24 protein-coding genes are annotated in these 25,036 nt (G+C 73.8%); 8 read left to right on the forward strand and 16 right to left on the reverse strand.

The features are described from left to right. Positions 1-221: 221 nt before the first annotated feature. The gene (locus tag ACNAVT_RS14320) at positions 222-632 is read left to right on the forward strand and encodes an RDD family protein (protein ID WP_416296399.1); all 411 of its coding nucleotides are present in this window, start codon (positions 222-224) and stop codon (positions 630-632) included. A 67-nt stretch (positions 633-699) separates the two neighbouring features. Here the strand turns inward: ACNAVT_RS14320 and ACNAVT_RS14325 are convergent, their stop codons facing one another. Beyond that, positions 700-1,389 carry a DUF4191 domain-containing protein gene (locus ACNAVT_RS14325; protein ID WP_416296401.1) on the reverse strand — a complete coding sequence of 230 codons (690 nt, stop codon included), beginning with the start codon at positions 1,387-1,389 and terminating at the stop codon, positions 700-702. 116 nt (positions 1,390-1,505) lie between these two features. Here ACNAVT_RS14325 and ACNAVT_RS14330 point away from each other — a divergent pair, with 116 nt between their 5' ends. After that, on the forward strand, positions 1,506-1,775 hold the full coding sequence (locus ACNAVT_RS14330) for a hypothetical protein (RefSeq protein WP_416296403.1): 270 nt from the start codon (positions 1,506-1,508) through the stop codon (positions 1,773-1,775). Positions 1,776-1,876: 101 nt separating this feature from the next. Further along, positions 1,877-4,840, forward strand: coding sequence for a helix-turn-helix transcriptional regulator (locus ACNAVT_RS14335; RefSeq protein ID WP_416296465.1), 2,964 nt, complete (start codon positions 1,877-1,879; stop codon positions 4,838-4,840). A 10-nt stretch (positions 4,841-4,850) separates the two neighbouring features. Here the strand turns inward: ACNAVT_RS14335 and ACNAVT_RS14340 are convergent, their stop codons facing one another. Both ACNAVT_RS14340 and lipA read right to left on the reverse strand, forming a co-directional pair. After that, on the reverse strand, positions 4,851-6,509 hold the full coding sequence (locus ACNAVT_RS14340) for a DUF423 domain-containing protein (RefSeq protein ID WP_416296405.1): 1,659 nt from the start codon (positions 6,507-6,509) through the stop codon (positions 4,851-4,853). A 60-nt stretch (positions 6,510-6,569) separates the two neighbouring features. Next, positions 6,570-7,616: a lipoyl synthase gene (lipA, locus tag ACNAVT_RS14345; RefSeq protein WP_416296407.1), complete on the reverse strand. Its 1,047-nt coding sequence runs from the start codon at positions 7,614-7,616 to the stop codon at positions 6,570-6,572. A 355-nt stretch (positions 7,617-7,971) separates the two neighbouring features. Between lipA and aspS the strand changes: the two genes are divergently transcribed. Then, the gene (aspS, locus tag ACNAVT_RS14350) at positions 7,972-9,258 is read left to right on the forward strand and encodes an aspartate--tRNA(Asn) ligase (RefSeq protein ID WP_416296409.1); all 1,287 of its coding nucleotides are present in this window, start codon (positions 7,972-7,974) and stop codon (positions 9,256-9,258) included. Between the two features lie 517 nt (positions 9,259-9,775). Next, complete coding sequence (locus ACNAVT_RS14355; RefSeq protein WP_416296411.1) at positions 9,776-10,792, forward strand: FUSC family protein; 1,017 nt, start codon at positions 9,776-9,778, stop codon at positions 10,790-10,792. Here ACNAVT_RS14355 and nadE read toward each other — a convergent pair. From nadE to ACNAVT_RS14385, 6 genes are all read right to left on the reverse strand, one after another. Further along, a complete protein-coding gene (gene nadE / locus ACNAVT_RS14360; protein ID WP_416296413.1) occupies positions 10,773-11,651 on the reverse strand; it encodes an ammonia-dependent NAD(+) synthetase in 879 nt (292 codons plus the stop codon). The genes ACNAVT_RS14355 and nadE overlap by 20 nt on opposite strands. 16 nt (positions 11,652-11,667) lie before the next feature. After that, positions 11,668-12,060, reverse strand: a complete 393-nt coding sequence (locus ACNAVT_RS14365; protein WP_416296415.1) for a VOC family protein — start codon at positions 12,058-12,060, stop codon at positions 11,668-11,670. Between the two features lie 4 nt (positions 12,061-12,064). After that, positions 12,065-12,712: a lipoyl(octanoyl) transferase LipB gene (lipB, locus tag ACNAVT_RS14370; protein ID WP_416296417.1), complete on the reverse strand. Its 648-nt coding sequence runs from the start codon at positions 12,710-12,712 to the stop codon at positions 12,065-12,067. Between the two features lie 52 nt (positions 12,713-12,764). Then, on the reverse strand, positions 12,765-14,582 hold the full coding sequence (locus tag ACNAVT_RS14375; RefSeq protein ID WP_416296419.1) for a DUF2079 domain-containing protein: 1,818 nt from the start codon (positions 14,580-14,582) through the stop codon (positions 12,765-12,767). 77 nt (positions 14,583-14,659) lie between these two features. Next, positions 14,660-15,559, reverse strand: coding sequence for a TIGR01777 family oxidoreductase (locus tag ACNAVT_RS14380; protein WP_416296421.1), 900 nt, complete (start codon positions 15,557-15,559; stop codon positions 14,660-14,662). 82 nt (positions 15,560-15,641) lie between these two features. Then, positions 15,642-16,262, reverse strand: a complete 621-nt coding sequence (locus ACNAVT_RS14385) for a TetR/AcrR family transcriptional regulator C-terminal ligand-binding domain-containing protein (protein WP_416296423.1) — start codon at positions 16,260-16,262, stop codon at positions 15,642-15,644. A gap of 96 nt (positions 16,263-16,358) precedes the next feature. On the opposite strand from ACNAVT_RS14385, the gene ACNAVT_RS14390 reads away from it, so the two are divergent. After that, positions 16,359-17,558 (forward strand): FAD-dependent oxidoreductase, encoded by a 1,200-nt coding sequence (locus tag ACNAVT_RS14390; RefSeq protein ID WP_416296425.1) that lies wholly within the window; start codon positions 16,359-16,361, stop codon positions 17,556-17,558. An 8-nt stretch (positions 17,559-17,566) separates the two neighbouring features. Here the strand turns inward: ACNAVT_RS14390 and ACNAVT_RS14395 are convergent, their stop codons facing one another. From ACNAVT_RS14395 to ACNAVT_RS14405, 3 genes are read right to left on the reverse strand one after another with little or no spacing between them, the layout of a single operon-like run. Next, entirely contained in the window at positions 17,567-17,848 is a 282-nt protein-coding gene (locus ACNAVT_RS14395; RefSeq protein WP_416296427.1) for a hypothetical protein, read from the reverse strand. Next, positions 17,845-18,105, reverse strand: a complete 261-nt coding sequence (locus tag ACNAVT_RS14400; RefSeq protein WP_416296429.1) for a hypothetical protein — start codon at positions 18,103-18,105, stop codon at positions 17,845-17,847. The genes ACNAVT_RS14395 and ACNAVT_RS14400 overlap by 4 nt, the downstream gene beginning before the upstream one ends. 2 nt (positions 18,106-18,107) lie before the next feature. After that, the gene (locus ACNAVT_RS14405) at positions 18,108-18,395 is read right to left on the reverse strand and encodes a hypothetical protein (protein WP_416296431.1); all 288 of its coding nucleotides are present in this window, start codon (positions 18,393-18,395) and stop codon (positions 18,108-18,110) included. Positions 18,396-18,731: 336 nt separating this feature from the next. Between ACNAVT_RS14405 and ACNAVT_RS14410 the strand changes: the two genes are divergently transcribed. Next, positions 18,732-18,965 (forward strand): GntR family transcriptional regulator, encoded by a 234-nt coding sequence (locus ACNAVT_RS14410; RefSeq protein WP_416296433.1) that lies wholly within the window; start codon positions 18,732-18,734, stop codon positions 18,963-18,965. 332 nt (positions 18,966-19,297) lie between these two features. Here the strand turns inward: ACNAVT_RS14410 and ACNAVT_RS14415 are convergent, their stop codons facing one another. The 4 genes from ACNAVT_RS14415 to ACNAVT_RS14430 form a co-directional block, all read right to left on the reverse strand. After that, positions 19,298-20,815 (reverse strand): hypothetical protein, encoded by a 1,518-nt coding sequence (locus ACNAVT_RS14415; protein ID WP_416296435.1) that lies wholly within the window; start codon positions 20,813-20,815, stop codon positions 19,298-19,300. A 466-nt stretch (positions 20,816-21,281) separates the two neighbouring features. Next, entirely contained in the window at positions 21,282-22,205 is a 924-nt protein-coding gene (locus ACNAVT_RS14420; RefSeq protein WP_416296437.1) for an LLM class flavin-dependent oxidoreductase, read from the reverse strand. A gap of 107 nt (positions 22,206-22,312) precedes the next feature. Then, entirely contained in the window at positions 22,313-23,203 is an 891-nt protein-coding gene (locus tag ACNAVT_RS14425; protein ID WP_416296439.1) for an oxidoreductase, read from the reverse strand. A 26-nt stretch (positions 23,204-23,229) separates the two neighbouring features. Next, positions 23,230-23,721 carry a hemerythrin domain-containing protein gene (locus ACNAVT_RS14430; RefSeq protein ID WP_416296441.1) on the reverse strand — a complete coding sequence of 164 codons (492 nt, stop codon included), beginning with the start codon at positions 23,719-23,721 and terminating at the stop codon, positions 23,230-23,232. Between the two features lie 152 nt (positions 23,722-23,873). On the opposite strand from ACNAVT_RS14430, the gene ACNAVT_RS14435 reads away from it, so the two are divergent. Continuing rightward, the gene (locus tag ACNAVT_RS14435; protein WP_416296443.1) at positions 23,874-24,995 is read left to right on the forward strand and encodes a YeiH family protein; all 1,122 of its coding nucleotides are present in this window, start codon (positions 23,874-23,876) and stop codon (positions 24,993-24,995) included. The last annotated feature ends 41 nt before the right edge of the window (positions 24,996-25,036 follow it).

Consider the following 25,036-nt stretch of genomic DNA (forward strand, 5'->3'; position numbering starts at 1 on the left):
TGTTTCCGCCGTGTTACGTCCTCGCGGGGCGTCATCGGCGCCGCTCAGCCACCTCCGGCTCTCCGTTCGGACGATACTCCCTGTGACCGTGTAGCGCCTTTTGATGGCTTTGGTCCGATTCCGCGGCTCGCGCTGAACCGGCGGGCGGGGACAGTGACCGACACCCCTGCCCACCGCCGTACTCCCGGTTTCCGACGGGCGGTTGGCTACCCTTGACCGCTGTGACCGATACCGCCGCCGTGCCGGTGCCGCCCGCCACGGATTCCGCCTTCACGCCGCCCAGCCTCGGCCGCCGCTTCGGCGCCCTCGTCATCGACTGGGTGCTCTGCCTGCTGGTGGCCAACCTCTTCGCCGACCCGGTGCGCGACGGTTGGCCGCCGGTCGTGGTGCTGATCGTGGAGTACGGCTTCTTCCTCGGCCTGTTCGCCCAGACCCCCGGCATGTACGTCACCAGGATCCGCTGCCTGGCCTGGTCCGACGGCGGCCGGATCGGCCCGGTCCGGGCACTGCTCCGGGGCATCCTGCTCGCCCTGGTGGTGCCCGCTCTGATCATGGACGAGCACCGTCGCGGCCTGCACGACCGCCTCACCGGCTCGGTCATCGCCGACGCCCCCCGCCCCGCCCGCGCCTGACCCTGCCGAAAGGCGAAGGAGCCGGCCCCCGTGGGGGTCCGGCTCCTGTTCGCGTACGACGGGGGGGTCAGCGGCCCCGGGTCTGGCGGAAGGCGCCTCGCGGCGGGCGCATGTTCTTCGGGATCGCGCCCTTGGGCATCTGCGGGCGGGCGGTGAGCGCCTTGAGCCGCTTGTCCAGGGCGTTCACGTCCTTCGGCGAGAGCGTGCGGGGCAGCCGCATCAGGGTCATCCGCAGCTTGCGGATCGGCAGCTCGTCCTCGCCCTGGCCGATCACGAAGTCGTGCAGCGGGGCGGTGCCGATCACCTTGGCCAGCCGGCGCTTCTCCTGGCCGAGCAGGCCGCGCACGCGCTGCGGGTGCCCCTCGGCCAGCAGGATCACGCCGGGCCGGCCGAGCACCAGGTGCACCATGTCCATCTGGGTGGTGGAGCTGACGGCCGGGGTGACCCGCCAGTCGCCGCGCATGCTCTCCATGATCTGCGCCGCCGCGCCGGGCTGCCCCTCGGCGGCGTTCATCATCGCCTTGTTGGACCGCAGGTTGAGCACGATCAGCACGGCGAGCAGGGCGAACAGGATGCCGATCGGCAGCCAGATCCAGCCGTAGAGAATGATCGCGACCACGGTGAGCGCGAGCGGGATCAGCACCGCGGCCGCGGTCAGCGGCGCGAACCACCGGTCCTGCTTGGCGGTGAATCGGAACACCATCCCGATCTGCTTCAGCCGCTGGCCGAACGAGACCTTCTCCTGGGGCTTTGCCATGCCGCAGAGTCTAGTGGGCGTCCCGCGCCCCGTTGATCCGCGGCCGGCCCTCCGTCCCGGCGCTGAGTACCTTACGTCGCCGCCGGCCCGCTGAGGCCCCCCGGTAAGGAGGGGGAGTGGCCGAAGATCGGGCGGCGCACCCATGCCCCGAGGCCACCTTCGCGCGGAAAGTCGACATCGACAGCGACACGAACCGCACGACAGGGGAAATCAAGATGTTCGGCAACGACGCAGACCTGCTCCTCACCATCCACCGCAACCACGCCGCCGAGCTCCAGGCCGACGCGGCCCGCGACCGGCTCGCCCGGTCGCTGCCCCGCCGCCACCCGCGCGGCTGGCTGAGCCGGCGGCAGCCCGCCGCACGCGCCGTCGACGGCCGCCGGTGACCACGCTCGCCGCGCCGGTCGCGGGCCCGGCCGGCACGGGGGCGGCCGGGCCGGCGGGAGACCGGCTGGTCGGCGGGGACGGCGCGGGCATCCGCCATGGCATGCTCGACGGCGTGACCGTACGCGCCGCCAGCACCGTCCTCGTCGGCCGGCAGCCGGAGCTGACCGGGTTGCGCGAAGCGCTCGGTCGGGCCCGCGCCGGGGAGCCCAGCACGGTGCTGGTCGGCGGCGAGGCCGGCGTCGGCAAGACCCGACTGATAGAGGAGTTCGGGGCCGCTGCCGAGGCGCGGGTGCTGGTCGGCCAGTGCCTGGAGCTCGGCGAGGCCGGCCTGCCGTTCGCGCCGTTCGCCGCCGCGCTGCGCGAGGTGCTGCGCCGCGACGGCCCGGCCGCGTTCGCCGGGTACGAGGCCGAGTTCGCCCGGCTGCTGCCGGAGCTGGCCCGGGTGCCGGCCGGGGCCGCGCCCACCGGGCTGCCCGTCTCGGACACCCCGCGCGGCTACCTGTTCGACCTGGTCGCCGACCTGTTCCGGCGGCTCGCCGAGGAACGGCCGCTGGTGCTGGTCATCGAGGACCTGCACTGGGCCGACCGGTCCACCCGGGACCTGATCGGCTTCCTGGTGCGGGCCGCCCGCGCCGCCCGCCTGCTGCTGGTCTGCACCTACCGCACCGACGAGCTGCACCGCGGCCACCCGCTGCGCCCCTTCCTCGCCGAGCTCGACCGGGCACGCGGGGTGGACCGGGTCGAGCTGGGCCGGCTGGACCGCGACGGCACGGCCGCCATCCTGGCCGACCTGCTCGGCGCCGAACCGGCCACCCGGGCCGTCGACGACGTGCACCGCCGCACCCAGGGCAACCCGTTCTTCATCGAGGAGCTGGCCGCCGCCGGCGACCCGGTGGGCTGCGCCGTGCTGCCGGAGACCCTGCGCGACCTGCTGCTGGCCCGGGTGGACCGGCTGCCCGACCCGGCGCAGCGGGTGCTGCGGATCGCCGCCGCCGGCGGCACCCGCTTCGCCCACCAGCTCCTCGCCGAGGTCGCCGGCCTGCCCGAGCACGAACTGGAGGACGCGCTGCGCGCCGCCGTGGCCGCCCAGCTCGTGGTGGCCGACCCGGACGGCGACTACGAGTTCCGGCACGCGCTGGTCCGCGAGGCCGTCCACGACGAGCTGCTCCCCGGCGAGCACGCCCGGCTGCACGCCCGGTACGCCGCCGCGATCGAGGCGCAGCCGCACCTGGTGGCCGCCGGTCGCGCCCCGGCCGAGATCGCGCACCACTGGTACGCGGCCCACGACCACCCGCGCGCCCTGGTCGCCGCCCGCGTGGCGGCCTGCGCCGCCGCCGACCGGTACGCGTACGCCGAGCAGAGCCGGCTGCTGGAGCGGGTCCTCGAACTGTGGGAGCTGGTGCCCGACGCCGCCGAGCGGCTCGGCATGGACCACCTGCGGGTGCTGGAGGAGACCCTGGCCGCGGCCACCACGGCCGGCGACTACAACCGGGCGCTGACCCTCACCCGGGCCGCGCTGGCCGAGGTGGACCCGGATGCCGAGCCGCTGCGCGCCGCCCGCCTGCTCGACCAGCGCGGTCGGCTGCTGGCGCTGCTCGGCAAGAGCGACGGGACCGACGAGGTCCGCCGGGCGTACGAGCTGGCGGCGGGGGTGCCGGACGGCCCGGAGCGGGTCCGGCTGCTTTCCGACATCGCGGCTCACCTCCTGAAGATCGATCCCGAGCGGGCCGCCTCGGTGGCCGCCGAGGCGATGGCCGCGGCCGAGGCGATCGGCGAGGACGTGGCCCTGCTGCCCACCCGGATCGCCATGATCTGCCGCACCGGCATGAAAGCCCCCGACCTTGGGCTGGCCGAGCTGCGAGAGGCGGAGGCCCTGGCCCGGGCCACCGGCAACGCACCGGCGCTGGTCAGCGCCCTCGTCCACCTCTCCGACGTGCTCTACGAGCTGGGCCGGTACGCCGAGTCGGAGGAGGCGGCCGCCGCCGGGGTCAGCGAGGCGCGCCGGGTGGGGATCAGCCGCTCCAGCGGGGCGTACCTGCTGTCGAACCGGGCCGAGGCGCTGATCGCGCTGGGCCGCTGGGACGAGGCCGACGCGGCCTGCGCCGAGGCCGCCCGGATCGACCCGCCGGGGGTGTCCGGGCTGCACTGGCTTCAGCTTCGGGCCGGGCTACGGCTGGCCCGGTCCCACCCCGCCGCCGACGAGGCGGTCGGCCGGGCGCTGGCTTTCCTGGCCCGGCCGTACCTCTGGCCGAACCACCGGCTGCCGCTGCGCGAGCTGCGGATCGAGGCCGCCCTCGCGGCGGACGACAAGGTGGAAGCGGTACGCGCGGCCCACGCCGCCCTGGCCGACGAGCGCCTGGGCGACCTGCCCCGGGAGGGCTGGCCGGTGCTCACCGCTGTGGCGCGTACCGCCGCGCTGGTCGGCGACGCCGGCCTGGCCGGAGAGGTGGCCACGGTGGCCGCCGCCCTGCCCACCCGCTATCCGGCAGAACGGGCGCACGCCGCCCAGGTCGCCGCGATCCTCACTGGCACTGGTGCCGGTGCGGTTGGCGGCGATGCTGGCGCGGGTGCCGGTGCTGCCGGTGGCGGTGGCGGGGTGCTGTCGGCCTGGCGGGCGGCGGTGCAGGCGTGGCGGGCGGCCGGGCAGCCGTACCCGCTGGGCCGGGCGCTGCTCGGGCTGGCCGAGGCGGCCGCCGCGGCCGGCGAGCGGGACAACGTCGCCGTCGCGGTACGCGAGGTCGCCGACATCGCGGTCCGGCTCGGCGCCACCCCGCTGGGCGAGGAGGCCGCCATCCTGGCCCGCCGGGTCGGGCTGCGCGGCGGTGGCCGCCCCGGGCCGGACCTGCTCACCAGCCGGGAGCAGGAGGTGCTGCGGTTGGTGGCCGAGGGGCACAGCAACAGCAGGATCGCGGAGCGGCTCTTCATCTCGCCGAAGACGGCCAGCGTGCACGTGTCCCGGATCATCGCCAAGCTGGACGTGAGCAACCGGGTGGAGGCGGCCGCACTCGCCCACCGCCTCGGCCTGCTCGACCGCGATCCGGTGCCGCACCAGCGCACCAGCTGATCGTCCCCGGTCAGCGTCGGGGGAGGTAGATCCGCCAGCCATCGACGATGACCACGTCCAGGGCGTCCCGGCCGGCGCCGAGTCGCTGGTCGAGCCGGGCGGCCAGCGGCGAGCCGACCGGTGCGACCCAGGCCGCGCCGGGATCGGCCGCCACCGCCCGCCGGTACGCCGGCCGGCGGTCGAAGCCGGGGCGCAGTTCGTCGTCGACCACCGCGCAGACCACGTCCTCGCCGGTGGCGAAGGTGAGCCGGTTACAGGTCCAGTAGCCGCCGCGCACGTGCCGTACGCCCAGCGCGCCCAGGGCGTCGACGAGCGCGCGGTGCCGGCCGGCCTCGGCGTGGGTGGCTGGCACGGCACGGATCGCGGCGACGGTCGCCACAGTGGCCGTGCCGAGGACCGCCGCCAGCACGGTCACCGCCACCAGGTCGAGTGGAGATGATGGACGGACGTCCCGCTGCGCCGCGCGCCACAGTGGCCAGAGCAGGGCCGGCGTGGCGACCGCCAGGCAGGAGAGGTAGCGGGCACTCTCCACCGGTGTCTCCCCAGCCGCGCTGCTCACGGTGTATGCCGCCAGCACCGCCGCTGCCCCGCCAAGCAGCGCCACCCGCACCGCCGCCGACACCCGTCGCCCCACCGCGCCGCCGGGCTCGTCGCCGGATCGTGGACGGCTCGCAGCGAGCGGCAACCGCCCAAGATCGGCAGGCGCCATCGGCGTGCGGAGGGTGCGCCAGGCGCCCACCGCCGCGAGCAGCAGCAGGATCGGGAACGCCAGGGCCCACCAGAGCTGCCAGGCGGCGCAGTGGCTCGGGGAGCAGAAACCCATGCCCAGCGGCGGCCCGAGCACCAGGCCCCCGTACAGCCGTTCGCCCCAGCCCGCCGCCGCCTCCCCGCCGCTGGCGGTGAGGACCGCGGCGAGCGGGTTGCGGCCGTGCCGGAGGCTGTCGACCAGCATGGGCGCCGCCCCCAGCAGCAGCGTGCCCGCCACCACCAGCCCCGCCCGGCCGGCCAGCTCGCGCCGCCGCCGGGCCACCAGCACCACGCCGGTGCCCACCACGTACGGCAGCACCAGCGGGTCGACCCAGAGCATCAGGCCGGAGACCAGCCCCCAGGCCGCCCAGCGGGGCAGCCGCGCGCCGGACCCGGTGGCGCACAGGCCCACGGTGAGCAGGGCGAGCGCCACCCCGGCCGGGTTCAGCTCGGGGTAGCCACCGCCGGCGATCAGCTGGTTCTTCACCACCCGGTCCGAGCCGAGGGCGAGGAAGCCGACGACCAGCAGGGCGAACCAGTCGTCGCCGCCGAGCCGGCGGGCGAGCCGCCAGGACAGGGCCAGGAAGAGCGCGTACAGCGCGAGGACGGGCAGCCGCAGCGCGAGCACGGACGGCCCGGCCAGCGCGACCAGCGGCGCCGCGAGGTAGGCCTCCAGCGTCCCCATGTACGCCTGCCCGTAGAACCAGACCGGGAAGCCCTCGCCGCGGGCGATGTGCAGGGCGGCCAGGCCCATCGTCGCCTCGTCGCTGTTGGTGGGCGGGGCGTCGGCGAGCAGCAGCGCCAGCCGGTACCCGACCCCGGCCAGCCCGACGAGCAGGGCGAGCAGCACCGGCAACCGGGGATGCCGGGGCGGACGCGGGCGAGCGGCCTCGCGTGGCTCCTGGCGTACCCCGGTGGTCATGCCTGTGATCATGGCATCCGGGCGGCGGCCGACGGTGGGTGACGCGGCCGGAGACCCGCCTCAGCCGGCGGCGGCGACCCCCTCGCGGGCGGTCAGCGCCTGCTGGTAGAGCCGCCCGGCCCGGTACGACGAGCGGACCAGCGGGCCGCTCATCACGCCGGCGAAGCCGATCTCCTCGGCCTCCTCGCGCAGCTCGACGAACTCCTCCGGCTTGACCCAGCGGGTGACCGGGTGGTGCCGGGGGGAGGGGCGCAGGTACTGCGTGATGGTGATCAGCTCGCAGCCGGCCTCGTGCAGGTCGCGCAGCGCCTGGGAGACCTCGGCCCGCTCCTCGCCCATGCCGAGGATCAGGTTGCTCTTGGTGACCAGGCCGGCGGCGCGCGCCTGGCGGATCACGTCGAGGGAGCGCTCGTAGCGGAACGCCGGCCGGATCCGCTTGAAGATCCGCGGCACGGTCTCCACGTTGTGCGCCAGCACCTCGGGGCGGGCGCCGAACACCTCGGCGAGCTGCTCCGGCACCGCGTTGAAGTCGGGGATCAGCAGCTCGACACCGCAGCCGGACTGGAGGGCGTGGATCTGCCGGACCGTCTCGGCGTAGAGCCAGGCTCCGCCGTCGGGCAGGTCGTCGCGGGCGACGCCGGTGATGGTGGCGTAGCGCAGGCCCATCGCGGCGACCGACTCGGCGACCCGGCGCGGCTCGTCGGCGTCGAACTCGGCGGGCTTGCCGGTGTCGATCTGGCAGAAGTCGCAGCGCCGGGTGCACTGGTCGCCACCGATGAGGAAGGTGGCCTCCCGGTCCTCCCAGCACTCGTAGATGTTCGGGCAGCCGGCCTCCTGACAGACCGTGTGCAGCCCCTCGCGCGAGACCAGCCCGCGCAGCTGGGTGTATTCCGGCCCCATCTTGGCCTTGACCTTGATCCACGGCGGCTTGCGCTCGATCGGCGTCTCGGCGTTGCGCGCCTCGATGCGTAGCAGTCGGCGCCCCTCGGGTGCCACCGTCGCGGTGCGGCTGGCCTGCGGGGTCGTCGGCGTGGAGTGCTCGATCGTCACGAATCCGAGCCTACGCCGGACGGCGGCTGTCGATGAACGTCGGGCGACCGCCGTCACGCCGTAGACGTTGTGACACCGGACACCAGGGGCTAAAAAAGGGGTGTCACACGGGCCGGTTCGGGGTGTTAGGGTCCCCGGCAAAGCTGCGACGGAGCCGAGTAGCGCGCCGATCCGCCAGTGCAGAGAGCCGCCGGTTGCTGGAAGGCGGTCTGGCGCCGGTGCGTGAAGACCCTCCCGAGCTGCGGGCAGAACGGCGTCGTGCGCCCAGTAGACCCCGCCGGCTGGCCCCCGTCACGGGCGACGAACGAGGCTCCCGCTTCGGCGGGGGCGAAGGTGTGGTGGCACCGCGAGGATCCCGCTCGCCCACACCTCCCTGGGGATCGCGTTGCGATTGATCAAGGAGGTAGTCACCATGCAACGCATCCTGTCCTCCCAGCTCAGCCGCCATGTCGGCGCGACCGTCCGGATCGCCGGCTGGGTGCACCGCCGCCGGCTGCTCAAGTCGGTGGCCTTCCTGATCGTCCGGGACGCCGCCGGTCTGGCCCAGGTGGTGGTGACCGACCCGGCCGTGCGCGCCGCCGTCGAGAAGCTCACCGAGGAGACCGTCGTCGAGGTCACGGCCAGGGTGGTCGCGAACGACACGGCCCCCGCCGGCGTCGAGCTCACCGAGCCGACGGTACGACCGCTCGGCCCGCCCGCCGTGCCGCCGCCGTTCGACCTCTACCGGCCGGCGCTCACCGCCACCCTGCCCACCCAGCTCGACCACGCCCCGGCCGCGCTGCGCCACCCGACCCGTTCAGCTGCGCTGCGGATCTCGGCGGCGGCGGTGGGCGGATTCCGGGCCGCCCTGGACACCCGCGGCTTCGTGGAGATCCACACCCCGAAGGTGGTGGCCTCGTCCACCGAGAGCGGGGCGAACGTCTTCGCGCTGGACTGGTTCGGCCGGCCCGCGTACCTGGCCCAGTCGCCGCAGTTCTACAAGCAGCTCATGGTCGGGGTCTTCGAGCGGGTGTACGAGGTGGGGCCGGTGTTCCGGGCCGAGCCGCACGACACCGTCCGGCACCTCGCCCAGTACACCTCGCTCGACGTCGAGCTGGGCTTCGTCGCCGACCACCGGGACGTGATGCGGGTGTTGCGGGACGTCCTGTGCGGGATGCTCGACGCGGTCCGCGAGCGGGCCGCCGGTGCGCTCGCCACGCTCGACGTCGCGGCCCCCGAGGTGCCCGCCGAGATCCCGGCGGTGCACTTCACCGAGGCACTGGCGATCGCCGGGGCGCCGGCCGACGAGCCCGACCTCGCGCCCGCCCACGAGCGGGCGCTGGGTGAGTGGGCCCGCGCCGAGCACGGCTCCGACTTCCTCTTCGTCACCGGTTACCCGATGGCGAAGCGGCCCTTCTACACCCACCCGGACCCGGCCCGGCCGGCGTACTCCAACGGGTTCGACCTGCTGTTCCGGGGCATGGAGCTGGTCACCGGCGGGCAGCGGCTGCACCGGTACGAGGACTACCTGGCCGCCCTCGCCGCCCGCGGCGAGCCGGTCGAGCCGTACGCCGGCTACATCGACGCGTTCCGGCACGGCATGCCGCCACACGGGGGCTTCGCCATCGGGTTGGAACGTTTCGTCGCCCGACTCACCGGCGCGGCCAACGTCCGGGAGGTGACCGCCTTCCCCCGCGACCTGCACCGGCTCACCCCGTGAGCCGCTCGGGTCCGTTCGGGGCGGCTACGGATGGTGACTTCCCGGCCGTGACCCGGGCGGGGTGACCGAACGTCACTGCCGGGCAGATGGATAGCTGGTGCGGGTAGCCCCCTGCGCGACCGACATGCCGCTGAACAGCGAATTTCCTCCGATCCCGGTTATCGGCCCATACCCCCAGCCCGGCGCTTTGCTCTGCAGCCATCGGCGCAGCAGTGACGTTCAGTTGCCGCTGCCCCGGTGGCTGCAGAGCAAAGGGAGCGTCGGGCTGGGCTTGAGTGCGCCACATTCATCACGGTCCGTGAGGGCGGTTCAGCTCGGAGGAGTCGGCCACCGTGACGGTGCGGGCGGAGACGCCCCGGGATGCCGTGGATGCGGATCGCCGCGAGCGCGCCGTCGATGAGGCTCTGGCGAGGCGGACTCGGTCAGGGGTGATCAGTCCCGACATCCGGGTACCCCTCCTCGCTGATGGCCGGCAGAGGCGCGGCCGGTGGGTCACCGGCCGGGTGTGGGGAGCGGTATGGGCGAGCAGGTGCGGGCGACGCTGCGGGGCCTGCTGCACGTCCGCCCGGTGCGGGGCGCCCACCGGGTCGCGCTGCGGGCCGGGATCAGCGTCCTCGCCCCGCTGCTCACGGTGCTCGCGCTGGGCCACCCCGGCTGGTCCGTGTACGCGGTTTTCGGGGCGTTCACCTCGCTCTACGGGCGCAACCACGTGCACCTGTCCCGGGCGGTGATGCAGGCGAGCGCCGGGGCGGTGCTCACGGTGTCGGTCGTGCTCGGGGTGCTGGTCGGTTCGCTGGAGTCGCGCGCCTGGGTCGCGGTGCCGGTCACCGCGGCCATCGCGGCGCTGGGCACGGTGCTCGCCGCCGCGCAGGACTGGCACCCGCCCGGACCGCTCTTCCTCATCTTCGCGTTCGGTGCGGTCGCCTCGGCCCCACACCGGGTCTCGGACGTGCCGGTCGCGGCCGTCGTGGCCGGGCTCAGCAGCCTGTTCGCGCTGTTGGTCGGAAGTGTGGGCAGCGTCCTGCGCCGGCAGCGGAGCCGGCCGGCCCGGCTGGCACACGTGTGGACGTGGCAGCCGGTGCGCTACGCCCTCGCGGTGGTGCTGGCCGGCGGCACGGCGACCGCCGTCGGCATCGGGCACCCGTACTGGGCGATGGTGGCGGCGGCCGCCCCGCTGAGCGTCCAGGGCGTCACCGCCCAGCTCGTGCGCGCCGCGCACCGGGCCCTCGGCACGCTGCTCGGGCTGCTGACCAGCGCGGCGCTGCTGGCACCGCACCTGTCGCCGTACGCCATCGTGCTCGTGGTGGCGGGGCTGCAGATCGTCACCGAGCTTCTGGTGGGGCGCAACTACGGGTTGGCGCTGCTGTTCATCACCCCGATGGCGCTGCTGATGGGGCAGCTCGCGGTGGCCCGTCCGGCCGGGCAGCTCCTCTTCGACCGAGGGGTGGAAACGGCGATCGGCGCCGCCATCGGCGGCGTGATCGTGCTCTGCGAGGCGTGGCTGCGGGCGCGGATCAACCCTGCTGGGCGGTGACCCGGTCGTCCGCCTCCCGGCCCACCGGCTCGGTGGGCGGCGCGATCGGGAGGCGGCGCTTGTGCTCGGTGGCCCGATAGCGGGTCACCAGCGCCTCCGCCACCTCCGCCGGTACCGGCCGGCCCTCCAGGTAGTCGTCGATCTGCTCGTACGTCAGGCCGAGCGCGTCCTCGTCCAGCTTGCCCGGGGCAAGGCTCTCCAGGTCGGCGGTGGGCGCCTTGCCGACCAGCTCGGCAGGAGCGCCGAGCGCCTGGGCGATCGCGCGGACCCGGCGCTTGGTCAGCCCGGTCAGGGGTACGACGTCCGCCGCCCCGTCGCCGTGCTTGGTGAAGAAGCCGGTGACCGCCTCGGCCGCGTGGTCGGTGCCGACGACCAGCCCGGCCGTCGCTCCGGCCACCGCGTACTGGGCGATCATCCGCTGCCGCGCCTTGATGTTGCCGTGCACGAAGTCCTGCTGGCCGGCGTCGGTGAAGGTCAGCCCGCCCGCCAGCAGCGCCTCCAGGGCGGCGTCGCTGGCCGGCTTGACGTCGACCGTGAGCAGACGGTCGGGCCGGATGAACGCCAGGGCCGCCTGGGCGTGGTGCTCGTCGGCCTGCACGCCGTACGGCAGGCGCATCGCCACGAAGACCGCCGGGTGACCGGCATCGCGGGCCCGTTCGACCGCGAGCTGGCAGAGCCGACCCGCGGTGGTGGAGTCCACCCCGCCGCTGATGCCGAGGACCAGCGTCTTCAGCCCCGTGTCGACCAGTCGGTCGGCGAGGAAGACGACCCGGCGCTCGATCTCCGCCGCGGCGTCGAAGGCCGGCGACACGTCGAGTTCCGCGGCGATCTGCTGCTGGGTCGACATCAGGTCGGTCAACGGGGGTCCTTCCGGGTCAGGCGGGGCCGAGCAGGTCCCAGGGGTTGCCTTCCAGGTCGCGGAAAACGGCGACCCGGCCGTACGGCTCGGTGCGCGGAGGCCGGACGAACTCGACGTTCGCCTCGACCATCCGGCGGTAGGTCGCCTCGAAGTCGTCGACCTGAAGGAAGAAGCCGACCCGCCCGGCGGTCTGGTCGCCGACCGCGGCCTCCTGGCGCTCGCCGTCGGCGCGGGCGAGCAGCAGCCCGGTTCCGCCGCGCGGCGGCCGGACCACCACCCAGCGCTTCGGGCGGCCGTCGTTGGTCAGCGACGGCTTGTCCTCCACCAGCTCGAAGCCCAGCACCTCGGTGAAGAAGGCGATCGCCGGGTCGTAGTCGGCGACGACCAGGGTGACGAGATCGATCCGCACCCGGTCAGTCCTCGACCCGGACCAGGGTCGGCAGGCGTCGCTCGACAACCGGGAGCACGTCGGCGACGGTGACCGGTCGGCCCAGCTCGGCGGTGAGCGAGGTGACCCCGGCGTCCCGGATGCCGCACGGCACGATCCGGTCGAAGTAGGTCAGGTCGCAGTCGCAGTTGATCGAGAAGCCGTGCAGGGTGACGCCCCGGGCCACCCGGATGCCGATCGCGGCGACCTTGCGGGCCGGCCCACGGTCGTCCTCCGGCACCCAGACGCCGCTGCGCCCCTCGACCCGGCCGGCGGCCAGCCCGAACTCGGCGCAGACGTCGATCAGCAGCTGCTCGGTGCGCCGCACGTACGCGACCACGTCCACCGGGGCGGGCAGCTTGAGGATCGGGTAGCCGACGAGCTGTCCCGGCCCGTGCCAGGTGATCTTGCCGCCGCGGTCCACGTCGATCACCGGGGTGCCGTCCATCGGGCGGTCCCAGGGCTCGGTCCGCTTGCCGGCGGTGTAGACGCTCGGGTGCTCCAGCAGCAGCACGGTGTCGCCCTGCTCGCCGGCCACCACGGCCTCGTGCAGCCGGCGCTGCTCGTCCCAGGCGGCCTGATAGTCCAGCACACCGGCGCGGAGGGGGGTCAGCCCGGAAGTCGTCACGCTCACCCGTCCAGCCTAGTACCGCCACCTGCCGGTTCGCGCCGTGAGCCTCGTCGCGTCAGGCCGGCGGGACCTTCCAGAGCCACACGTCGTCCACCCGCTCCGGCGGACCGAGGAGGGCGGTGGCGGTGCGCCGTACGGCGTCCTCGTTGATGTCGTACTTGGCGCCGTGCACCCGGTCGGCCAGGATCACGGTCTCGACCCGCCAGTGGTGCAGGTCCGCCACGGACGCCCGGATGCTGCCCTCGGTGATGATCGGCACGAGCCCGGTCCGCCCCGCCTGGTCCATCAGCGAGTCGAAGGTCCGCGGCACCGGCCCGATCCGGCCCCGGCCCCCCGGTCCACCGGGGCCGAGGAAGAACCCGGCCGGGATGCGGAACTCGCCCTGCCGGTGGGCCAGGGCGTACGCCTGCCAGCGCTGGCCGTCCGGGGTGACGTCGACGGTCAGCGGCAGCGGGGTGAGCACCCCGCCCGGGGAGACGTAGCGCTGCCAGGTGCCGCTGGTGATGAAGTTCGGGATCGGCTCCCGCACGCTGGTCAGCAGCGGGGTGGGCAGCAGCGGCAGCAGTGCGGCGGCGAAGCCGAGCGCCCAGGCCAGCCCGGTGACGCGATAGCGGGGGGGCCGGGTCCGGAGCCGGTCGACCGTGAACGCCAGCAGCACGCCGATCACCGGCGCCACCACCAGGGCCAGCCGGGAGGGCAGCGCCGCGTTGACCACCGGCAGGTTGTCCAGCACCCCGAACGGGAGGATCTGGTGGGTACGCCGGCCGTGCCACTTGGCCCTCGGCCCCCAGGAGAGCACCGCGAAGACGATCGCGGTGGCGCCGAGTGCGGTGAGGGTGGCCCGGAACGCCCGGTCGGCACGCCACCAGAGCAGCCCGAAGCAGGCCGCGGCGAGCAGCAGCAGCGGGATGCCGAAGAACGAGTTCTCCTCGGTCGGGTTGGGGGCCAGCGAGGTGCCATGCCCGGCCCAGCCGGCCAGCGAGCGGCGCGGGTACGACCCGTAGGCGGCGATGTCCTCGGAGTGGATGAGCGGGTCGAAGCCGGTGCCGTGGAAGCGCTGCGGCCCGGCGAAGTGCAGCCACAGCGGGTACGCCAGCAGCACCCCGGCCACCAGCGCCGTCACGCCCAGCCCGCCCAGGAAGCTGGGCAGCACGGCGCGGACCTCGCGCCAGCGGCCCGGGTGCAGCGCCCACAGCAGCAGGAAGAAGGCGACCGCCAGGGCGGTGAAGAAGAGCCCCTCGGCGGCGATCGAGAAGCCGAGGGCCACCAGCAGGCCGAGCACGATCCCGCCGCGCACCGCGCGGCCGGGCCGGCGCAGCCGGAACACGCCCCAGATCAGCAGCGGCACCAGCCAGCCGGCGGTCCAGTTCAGGTGGGCGTTGGCGTGCGAGACCATCGCCGGGCAGAAGCCGATGAACAGCGCCCCCACCCCGGCGGCCAGCCGGTTGATCACCAGGTGCCGGCTGAGCAGCCAGTACCAGGCCACCGCGGTGGCGGCGAGGTTGAGGGTGAGGATCGTCAGGAAGGTCGCGGGCGGCCCGATCAGGTACGTCAGCGGCGCGAAGACCACCGCGTACACGGTGATCGACGTGTTGACCGCGAGGTTCACCCCGTCCGGGACGTTGAGCAGGTCGGTGAAGAACGGGTTCTCCCCGTGGGTGACGGCGTGCCCGCCGAACGCCAGCAGCCACTCGAAGAGAGCCTGGTCGCTGGAGTTGACGGTGATCGCCCGGGTGTTCGGGTCCCACCACATGCCGCTGGTCACCCAGATCGCCAGGGCCACCGCGGCGAACACCACGACCAGGTCGGCACGCCAGCTCCGGGTGGCGGGCGCGGGCGACGGGTCGGTCGCCTGGGACGGGGAGGTCGGCACGCAGCGGACGTTACCAACCGGATCTGGACACGCCGGGCAGACACGGAACCTTGACGGCCATCTCCCTCCTCACCGGGTCACTCGGTGAGGGCGGCGTGCAGGGCGCCGGGCAGGTCGCGGTGGGTCCAGGTGAAGCCCGACCTGGTGAGGACGCCGGGGAGGACCCGGGTGCTGGTGAGGGCCTCCTGGGCGAAGCCACCGAGGACGACCTTCAGGGCCAGCGCGGGGATCGGGATGATCGCCGGCCGGTGCAGCTGGCGGGCCAGCTCCCGGGTGAACTCGGCGTTCGTGACCGGGTTCGGGCCCACCACGTTGACCGGGCCGGCGACGTCGTCACGGGCCAGCAGGAACGCCACCGCGTCCAGCCAGTCGCGCATCGAGATCCAGGGCAGCCACTGCCGGCCGCTACCCAGCCTCCCGGCGATGCCCAGCCGGAACGGGAGCAGCTGTGGCTTGAGCATGCCGCCGTCGCGGTGCAGCGGCAGCCCGGTGCGCAACCGCACCACCCGTACGCCGGCGTCCTCGGCCGGCCGGGTCGCGGCCTCCCAGACCCGGCAGACGTCGGCCAGGAAACCCTCGCCGGCGGGGGAGTCCTCCTCGACCGTCCGGTCGCCGGTGTTGCCGTACCAGCCGACGGCGGAGGCGTTGAGCAGCACCGCCGGCCGGTCGGCGGCGGGCAGCCCGGCGATGGTGATCGCCAGGGTCGTGCTGGTGTCCACCCGGCTGGACCGGATCAACTGCCGATAGCTGTCGTTCCAGCGCTTGTCGCCCACGCCGGCGCCGGCCAGGTTGACCACCGCCTCGGCGTCAGCGATCACCGCCGGGTCGAGCTGTGCGGCGGACGGGTTCCACTGCCGCTCGTCCGGGGAACGGGGTGCGTGGCGGACCAGGCGGGTGAGCTGGTGCCCGTCCGCGGTGAGCCGGTCGACCAGTCGGGTGCCGAGGAAGCCGGACACGCCGGCCATGAGGATCCGCATACCCATATCTTCGGGTACGGACCTGGTCCCGGATGCGTCGAGGGAAATCACTCACTCGTGACGCCCCCGTCGCGCTCACGGCTCAGCGTGCAGCGGCGGCCGGGCGAGGCGGTCGCGCAGGACTGAAGACGCCGGCGCGAAGGGCGGCGGCGACCGCGGCGGCAGTACGGCGGGCGAACGCCTCGTCGATGGGCTCGTTGACGACGAGCAGCCGCAGGAAGAAGGGCGCGCCCAGGAACTCGATCGCGGCCGGTGCGTCGGTGCCCCGGGGTAGTTCGCCGCGGGCCACGGCGTGGTCGACGACGGCCTCGGCCAGCCCGAACCGTTCGGCGAAGAAGCCACGGACGATCTGCGCGGCGCGCGGGTTGCGCGGTGCGGCCGCGGCCAGGGCCGTGATCAGCTCGCCGGGCTCGCCGGTCATGCCGCGCCGGACCAGCGACGCCAGTTCTTCGAGGTCGGTGTCGAGGTTGCCGGTGTCCGGGATCGGGACGACCTCACTGGCGTACTCGCTGAGCAGGTCGCCGAGGATGCCTTCCAGGTCGGTCCACCGGCGGTAGACCGACGTCTTGTTGACGCCGGCCGCCCCGGCGATCCGTTCGACGGTCAGCTCGGCGTACCCGGCGGCGAGGAGGCCACGGGCGGCCGCGAGGACTGCAGCACGGACGCGGGCGCTGCGCCCGCCAGGTCGCCGGCCGACGGACATCGGATCCCTCCCCTTAACGCACCGACTGTTGCGTTACGTCGACCCATCATGGCACGCTGGAAAAGGCCACGCCAGTTGCGATTAGGGAGGATTCCCATGAAGACCAACGTGTGCGTCGTCGGCGGCGGGCCCGCGGGGCTCGTCCTCGGCCTGCTGCTCGCCCGGCAGGGAGTGGAGGTCGCGGTGCTGGAGAAGCACGTCGACTTCCTCCGGGACTTCCGGGGCGACACCGTGCATTCCTCCACACTGGACCTGCTGGACGAGGTCGGGCTCGGTGACCGGGTGGCGGCGCTGCCCGGGCGCAAGGCCGGCGGGTTGCACACCACCTTCGACGACGGCACCTACGCCGTCGCGGACTTCACGCGCCTGCCGGCGCCGCACAACTACCTGTATTTCGTCCCCCAGTGGGACTTCCTGGAAATGCTCGCGACCGAGGCGGCGAAGTTCCCGACCTTCACCCTGATCCGCTCCACCACCGTGACAGGCCTGCTCCGCGGCGCGTCCGGCGCCGTCACCGGCGTGCGGGCCGTGGGCCCGGACGGCGAGCTGGAGATCCAGGCCTCGCTCACCGTTGCCTGCGACGGCCGTGATTCGGTGGTACGCCGGGAACTCGGCCTGCGGCCGGTCGATTACGGCGCGCCCATGGACGTGTTGTGGTTCCGGATCTCGCGCCGCCCCACGGATGGCGACGGCCTGGCGATGCGGATCGGCTCCGGCGGGCTGCTGCTCGCCATCGACCGCGGCGACTACTACCAGTGCGCGTACGTCATCGCCAAGGGCGGCTACGACGAGGTCCGGGCGGCCGGGCTGGAGGCGCTGCGGGAGCAGGTGGCGCGGCGGCACCCGGTCCTCGCCGACCGGGTCGGCGAGCTGGCCACCTGGGACGACGTCAAGCTGCTGACGGTGAAGGTCGACCGGCTGGAGCGGTGGTATGCCCCCGGCGCGCTGCTCATCGGCGACGCCGCACACGCCATGTCCCCGATCGGCGGCGTTGGCATCAACCTGGCGGTGCAGGACGCCACGGCCACCGCCCGGATGCTGGGCCCGAAGCTCACCGCCGGGCAGCGGGTGACGGAGGCGGACCTCGCCGCGGTGCAGAAGCGCCGGCGCTTCCCGACCGTGGTCACGCAGAACATCCAGCGCGCCGCGCAGCGGCGGATCGTCGACCCGCTGCTGCACGCCACCGGCCGGATCGAGGCCCCGGCGCCGATCCGCCTGGTGAAGCGGTTCCCGGCGCTGCAGGCCCTCCCCGCCCGGCTGGTCGGCATCGGCGTACGCCCCGAGCATGTGCACTGACCTGCCGCTCACGTCCCGCCATCAGCCCCCGGGGCCGCTCGGCATCGGCGGGGGATGGCCCAGCCGAGGAAGCGGGCGAAGAGCTGCCCCGGCTCGGGTCCGTCGTCCGGGTGCAGGATGTGCAGCTCCCCGGACGCGTCGTGCAGCAGCCCACCGAGGTAGACCAGCAGCGCCACCCGGTCGTCGGCGTACTCGCGCAGCAGGGTGAGCCGGGCGGTGGGGCACGGCCAAGGGGCAGCGCAGGCTCGGCAGAGCCAGAGGGGCCGGAGTGGCAGGTGCGCGCCGCTCACCACCGGCCGCCGTTGGCCCGCCAGGTCTGCGCCGGGGTGAGCCAGCCAGCCCGTCCGACCTGCGGGTTCGCCCGCGTCGCCTCGTCCCACCATCGGCTGTTCGGCGTAGCTGCGGGCGGCTCGGTGGGGACGGGCGCGTGTCGGTCTGGGCAGGCGGTCCAGCGCAGGCCGCACGAGCACCAGCGCCGCCCGCGCCGCCAGGTCCGCCGGTGCCGGGGCGCGAGCGGCACCGGCCCCGCGTTCCGTCGCGGCCACATCGTCAGCACCTCCGTTCGGGTACGCGGGCCAGCGCCTCACCGCGGGTCGCCAGCTCGTCGATAACGTCGTCCGCCAGGCCGCGCGAGCGCAGCACTCGCCGTCCCCACCGGTGCAACAGGCAGGGGTACGGGGTCCGGTCGCTGCGACACAGCGGCCCGGTGGGCCACTCCTCCGGCGCGTGCACCAGCACCGCCCGGATGGCGAGCCGGACGTCCGCCACCGTCACCACCCACGGCATCGGCAGCTCGCCGAGCACCTTTTCCATCGCGTCCACCGGTTGGTCGACCACTGACCGCACGCTGCTCCGCCTCTCGTCAGAGCGCGGCACCGAGACGGGCGGGGACGGCCGTGCGCGCCTGGTCGGCCGGAGCCCGGCACCCGCCCCGGGCCTGCTCACGAGCCCGTCGACAGCAGGTCGCGGGCAAGGGGTGGCACCCGGCCGACTACCGGGGGAGCAGCCGGCCGGGTGGTCCTACGGGGGTGACCAGCTCGCGGTTTGCAGACCAGGTGAGCGGGTCGGCACGAACTTATACTTAGTACTGCTCATAGGTCAACCACCGAGTACCTCTTACTTGTCGGTAGAAGCTGGGCGTGATCGAATGGCGGTGCAGACCAGGGAGAGCAGATGCCCGCCAAGCCCAAGTGGGCGCAGCTCGCGGACCTAATCCGTGAGCAGATCGCGTCCGGAGAACTCGCCCCAGGCGACAAGTTGCCGTCCACCGCACAGCTCTGCACCCAGCATGGTGTGTCGGCAGGGGTGGTCAACCACGCCATGATCGTGCTGAAGACCGAAGGATTGGTCGAAGGTGTGCACGGTCTCGGCGTCTTCGTCAAGGAACCGCCAGGCGAGCAGAGGTAGGTTCACGGCGCCGACCGGATCGCCGCAGCGACGGTGCCCACGATCGATACAGCGAGCTCTTCGGCGGCGCTCCGGGCGGAGGCCCTCGGCGCTCAGCATCCCCTGTTCCTATTAGGCGGCGCGGCAGCGGGCGGACGCCCACGGCGGGGGGCATCCGACGACGATCGCCGGGTTTAGCGACATGCCTCTGCGTCATGAATATGACGCAGAGGCATATCGCTCACGACAGTAGGTGTCTCCCGCCGCGACACGCCCGGGCCCCGCTGGCGCGCTGGCCCGGTGTCCCGCCGCGCGCCGCCCGGCCGCGCTGGCCGCCCTGGTGGTTTGCCCGGTCAGGCGTCGCTGCGGGCGTCCATGGGTGAGGTGCCACGGCGGGGCTGGGGCGCCGTTCCCTCGATGACCACCGGGCGGGCGCCCAGGCACTGTGCGCCGAAGTTCGCCACGATGTAGTCCCACGCGGCCTTCGCCTCGTCGTACGAGAACGACGGCTCGCCCTGTGCGTAGACGTTCCACAGGGTGCGCGGGATCAGGTACCACTTGGCCCACCAGGTGCTCTCCCGGGGCGAGAACATGATCCGGTCCACCCCGTCGGTGTGGCACAGCCCGAAATAGTGGCCCAGCTCGTGGATCGGCACGTACCGCCAGACCTGGTCCGGCGTGTTGTCGATGAACGTCAGGCCGGAGTTGTCCCTGCCGCCCAGCCCGCAGGCGCTGCGCTCCAGGTTGTTCGTCAGCCCGCGCAGGGTGTCGGTGTAGCGGAAGACGCCGACGATCACCGGGTGGCACAGGTCCGCGATCGCCCCCGCCGCGTCGGTGCTCTTGCGGCGACGGCCGATGATCGCGTCCAGGAACTGGGTGAGCGCCGCGTGCGCCTGCGTCGCACCCTGGTCGTAGCCGATCTGGACGATGTGCGGCCCGGCGGTGACCAGCACCCGATCCGTGTCGAAGCTCAGCATCAGCGCCAGCTCGCGACCCTTCTCACTGGCCGTGGCGATCTTGGTGTCCAGGGCGCCGTCGCGCATCGGCAGCACGATGAACCTGGGCCCGTCCGCACCCCGGGAGGAGAGGTACGTGTTCAGCTCGTCCTCGGAGATCGGGTTGTCGAACTCGCCGCCGCCACCGCCCCCGACGACCACCTCCTTCTTCAGCGTCTTGTAGCGCGGGCGGTTCCAGAAGCCCTGCGGGAACGCGAACCCGCACAGCTCCCGCAGGTTGATCGCGCCCTGCTCGTGCAGGAGGACGAGGTCGGGGGCGGTGGCGTCCGGCGTCGACCGCACCTCGGAGTCGAGGAAGGTCCGGTACGCGGTGGCGTCCAGCCGCAGCCCGAACGCGCCGTGGTCGAGGTGCAGCGCCGCCGTGATCTGCGCGAGCGCATCGGGGTCCGCGCCGTATTTCGCCTCGAGCAGGCCGCGCACGTACGCCCGCAGCCGCGCCTTGTTGATCTCCTCGATGATGAACTCGATGGTGTCGCCGAGGAGGACGATGCGCCCCACCCGGATGATGCCCAGGACCAGGCCGATCACCGCCCGGAGCAGACCATCCAGGATCCGGCGCCAGTCGAGGGTGAAGATCCCGACGACGACGTCCCACAGCCCCCCGACGATGTCCACCACGGCCTCGACGACGGCGCCGACGAGCTTGCAGACCGTCCGCGTGACCCACTTGCCGACCGTGACGACGACCCAGCGGATGACCTTCACGAAATAGGTCACGAACCAGCAGACCCAGCCCCGGGGGTCGTACCAGGGGTAGTCCTTGCACTTTTTCTCCTGCCGTTCCTCCCACTCCTCGACAGGCTTGGAGACCTGCTCCTCGACCCATTCGGTGATTTCGGTGCAGACGAGTGCCATGGGAGATCCCCTCCTTCGCGGGGTGTGGCGAGACGCAGCGCGCGCAGCCGGGCGAGCAGGCGGTACCGGCTCCAGGCCAGGCCGAGCAGTTTGCCGGCGACGGCCCCCAGGAGCGCGGTGAGCGCGACGCCGACGACAGATCGCCCGGCGACCAGGGCGACGCCGCCGGCGCCGGCGAGCGCCAATGCCGACCACGTGCAGCCGCAGTCGTTGAACAGGCGGCGGACTGCGCGGGCCGATCGCTCACGCTCCGTGGCGTCGAGCGCGGCCAGGGCGACGGTGACCCGGTCGACGTGCGGCCGCCGCAGCCAGGAGGCCTGGGCCTCGGCGCGATCGAGGTCCGTACGGTCGGCGATGTCAACGTGAACGGTGTGTCACCTCCAGCGGGCACCCTGACGATGAACCTGTCCCGCATGTGGCGTCAATGCCACGTGCGCCATGCGTTGCAGGTGACGTCTCGGGCTGGTCACCCCGCGGTTGGCAACCGGGGCAGCAAGGCGCGGAGCGGGTCGACGGCGTCCTTGCGTACCACGAAACGGGTGATGCCCCAGCGGCGCTGATGCTCCGCGACCGCCGTGACGATCTCGTCCTCGGTGCCGATGAGGACGAACGGCGTGGCGAGCAGTTGGGCGGCGGTCAGGCCCAGATCGAGGGCCATCTCGGCCGCGACGGCCTCGGCGTCGTCGGTCACCGCGACCCGCTGGACCAGGGCCTCCAGCGTCGGCGGCTCGACCCGACCGGCGGCACCGGCCGCCACGTGCGCGAGCTGCGCCTCGATCTGGTCGGCCCGCCACCGTGCCTCGTGCTGGTGTCCGTCGGCGAGGGTACGCCCGAAACCGGTCAACCCGACCACGTCGGCGTGCGCGCCGGCCCAGCGCAGCAGCGTCGAGTTGGCCGTACCCATGGTGAGCGGGATCCGGGCCTGGACGGGCCGGAGTTCGGTGAGGCGGGCGGCGTGGGCGACCAGCTCCGGGGTGTCCACGGTGACCTCCTCGCCGGCCAGCAGGTCGCGGACGGCCTCGGCGACCGCCACGCAGCGGCGGACCCGACCGGCGACGTCGGGGCGTTCACGCCCGACGGCCCGCCACTCGGCCGGGGTGTGGCCGGCGCCGAGGCCGAGCCGGGCCCGCCCGCCGGAGACCACGTCGAGGGTGGCCACGTCGGTGGCGAGCAGGATCGGCTCGCGGACGCCGGCGTTGGAGACGTACGAGCCGAGGCCCAGCGTCGAGGTCACCGCCGCCGCGGCGGCGAGCGAGACGAACGGCGACGCGCCGTAGCCGGGGTGGTCGGCGGCGAGCAGGGCGTCGAAGCCGGCGGCCTCGACCCGGCGGGCCAGGTCGAGCCAGCTCGCCGCATCGGTCGGCCGGGCCTGTACGGAGAAGGTCACCACCGCCACAGCATGGTGCGCCGACGCCCGCCCCGGCCACCCAGCGCCTGCCGATTCTGCCAACGGGCGAATCCGTCCTCCGTCATCCCCTCCAACGTGCGCCGGAATGCTCAGGCGCCCCGGTGGACGGCGTCGAGGCGGGTCAGGTCCTCGTCGGTGAGGCGGAGGGCGCCGGCGGCGACGTTCTGGGCCAGGTGGTCGGGGTTGCCGGTGCCGGGGATGGCCAGCACGTTCGGGCCTCGGTGCAGCGTCCAGGCCAGCCGGACCTGGGCCGGGGTCACGCCGTGTTCGCGGGCGACCGCGCGCACGTCGTCGTGCTCGACGCCGGTCGCGCCGGCTTCCCGGCCGCTGGTGGCCAGGGAGAAGAACGGCACGAACGCGGTGCCGTGCGCGGCGCAGTCCCGGATCAGCGCGTCGTTGCTCGCGCGGTAGCCGAGGCCGTACGAGTTCTGCACACAGACCACCGGCGCGATGGTACGAGCCTCGGCGACCTGTCCCGCCGTCACGGCGGAGACGCCCAGATGCCGGACCAGCCCGGCGTCGCGCAGCTCGGCGAGTGCGCCGAAGTGCTCGGCCAGGGGCTCGGGGCCGTACACCCGGAGGTTGACCACGTCGAGGTGCTCGCGGCCGAGCTGGCGCAGGTTCTCCTCGACCTGGCCACGGAGCTGGTCGGGCCGCGCCATCGGCAGCCACTCGCCGGAAGGGTCCTTGCCCGGCCCGACCTTGGTGACGATGACCAGGTCCTCCGGGTACGGCGACAGCGCCCGGTTGATCAGCTCGTTCGCCGAGCGCAGCGGCGAGAAGTAGAACGCGGCGGTGTCGATGTGGTTGACGCCCAGCTCGACCGCGCGACGCAGCACCGCGATCGCCCGGTCCCGGTCGCTCGGGCTCCCGTCGGCGTTGGCGGTCAGCCGCATCGCGCCGAAGCCGATCCGGTTCACCGTGCGGTCCCCGAGTCGCCAGGTCCCGGCCGCCGCCGCGTCGATCGTCCCCGTGGTCATGTCGTCTCCGTCCCGTCAGATGTTCCTCACCGGCGTCCCGGTTCGGGGACGCCGAAAAGCTCCTCGGCCGTGCCGCCCGGCAGGGCGGCCAGCGCCGCGAAGAGCTTCTTCTCCTCGTAGCTGAAGTGCGACTCCAGCAGCGCGGCGAGGCCGTCCAGCTCGGCCCGGACGGACCGCCGGTCCGCCGCCTCGGTGAGCAGGGCCTCGACCCGGCGCAGAATGTCCGCCACCACCCGGTGGTCCGCGCTCAGCTCGGCCAGGACGGGGCGCAGCTCGGGCAGCCGCTCGGCGAGAACGCGGAACGCGCCGGCGTCCTCGCCGGTGTGGTGCCGGTCCAGCGCCGCGCAGAAGCCGACACAGTGCGCGCGCAGCTCCCGGGACAGGCCGACACCGGCCTCGCCGGGGGAGTCGAGGCCCGCGCGGAGTCGGGCCAGCTCCTCGCGGAGCCAGTGGTGGATCTCGATCAACTGGGTGCCGAGGGCGGTCAGCCGCCCGGCCGGTGAGTGGGATGGGTGCACATGGTCCCCTGCCGTGCCGCGCCTCCATGCCCACGGCGGCCTTCGTGCCGGGTGCACCGCGACGCTGGCCGCGGATTCTACGCCGGTGACCCGGTCGGGTGGTTGCCCCGGCCCTCGGCCGGCGCGGATCCGGCACAGCAGAGACTGGGCCGGTGGATACGGATCTTGGCAACGGCGCCGGACCGGTGGCCACACCACGGGACGCGAACCCACGGCGCCTCGGGCCCGGGCTGCTCCTCGCCGTCGGGCTCGGGGTCCTGGCCACCGCGGGCGGGCACGCCGTGCCGGTGGTCGGGGCGCCCGTGCTGGCGATCGTCGGTGGCATCCTGGTCGGCCCGCTCGCCCGTCGCCGCCGCTGGGCGGTCGACCCGGGGGCCCGTTTCGCCGGCCGGTACGTGCTCCAGGCGGCCATCGTCATCTTCGGTCTCGGGCTGTCCCTCGCTGCCGTGGTGCGGATCGGGGTGGCCTCGCTGCCGGTCATGCTGGGCACCCTGGCCGCCTGCTTCACCGTCGCCGCCCTCGCCGGTCGGGCCCTGGGCGTCTCCGCCGACCTGCGGCTGCTGCTCGGCTCCGGCACCGGGATCTGCGGCGCGTCGGCGATCGGAGCGGTCGCCCCGGTGATCGCGGCCGGCGAGGCGGCCGTCGGGTACGCGATGTCCACCATCGTCGTCTTCAACCTGCTCGCGGTCCTGGTCTTTCCGCCCGTCGGGCACCTGCTCGGGCTGGACGCCCAGTCCTTCGGCCTGTGGGCCGGCACCGCCGTCAACGACACGTCCAGCGTGGTCGCCGCCGGGTACGCGTACAGCCGCGCGGCCGGCGACGAGGCGGTCGCCGTCAAGCTGACCCGCGCCCTGATGATCATTCCGCTGGTGCTGGCGGTGGCCCTCGCCCGACACCGTGCCCCGGCCGGCGACAGCGGGTCGTCCGGGGCTTCGCGCCGGCCGGACCGGCCCGCAGCCGGACCCGCCGGGGCGGCGTGGGTGGCCGGCCGACGGCCCGGGGGCCGGCTGCGGATCAGCCGCCTGGTCCCGGTGTTCATCCCACTGTTCCTGCTCGCGACGGCGGTGAACACCCTGGGGCTCGTGCCCGATCGGGCCCGGAACGGGATCGGTCTCGTCGCCACCGCGGTGCTCGCGGTGGCGATGGCGGGCATCGGCCTGGGCATCTCCACCCGCGAGCTGCGTCGGTCGGGAATCCGGCCGCTGATCCTCGGCGGCCTGCTGTCGCTGACCGTCGCGGTCACCGGGCTCATGTTGCAGGCACTCTTCACCTGAGCCGAGCCGGCTCGCCGCGTCACGGCAGCCCGAGCTGCCCT

Source organism: Micromonospora sp. SL4-19 (genome assembly GCF_047921475.1).
In the GTDB taxonomy this organism is placed as follows: Bacteria; Actinomycetota; Actinomycetes; order Mycobacteriales; family Micromonosporaceae; genus Micromonospora.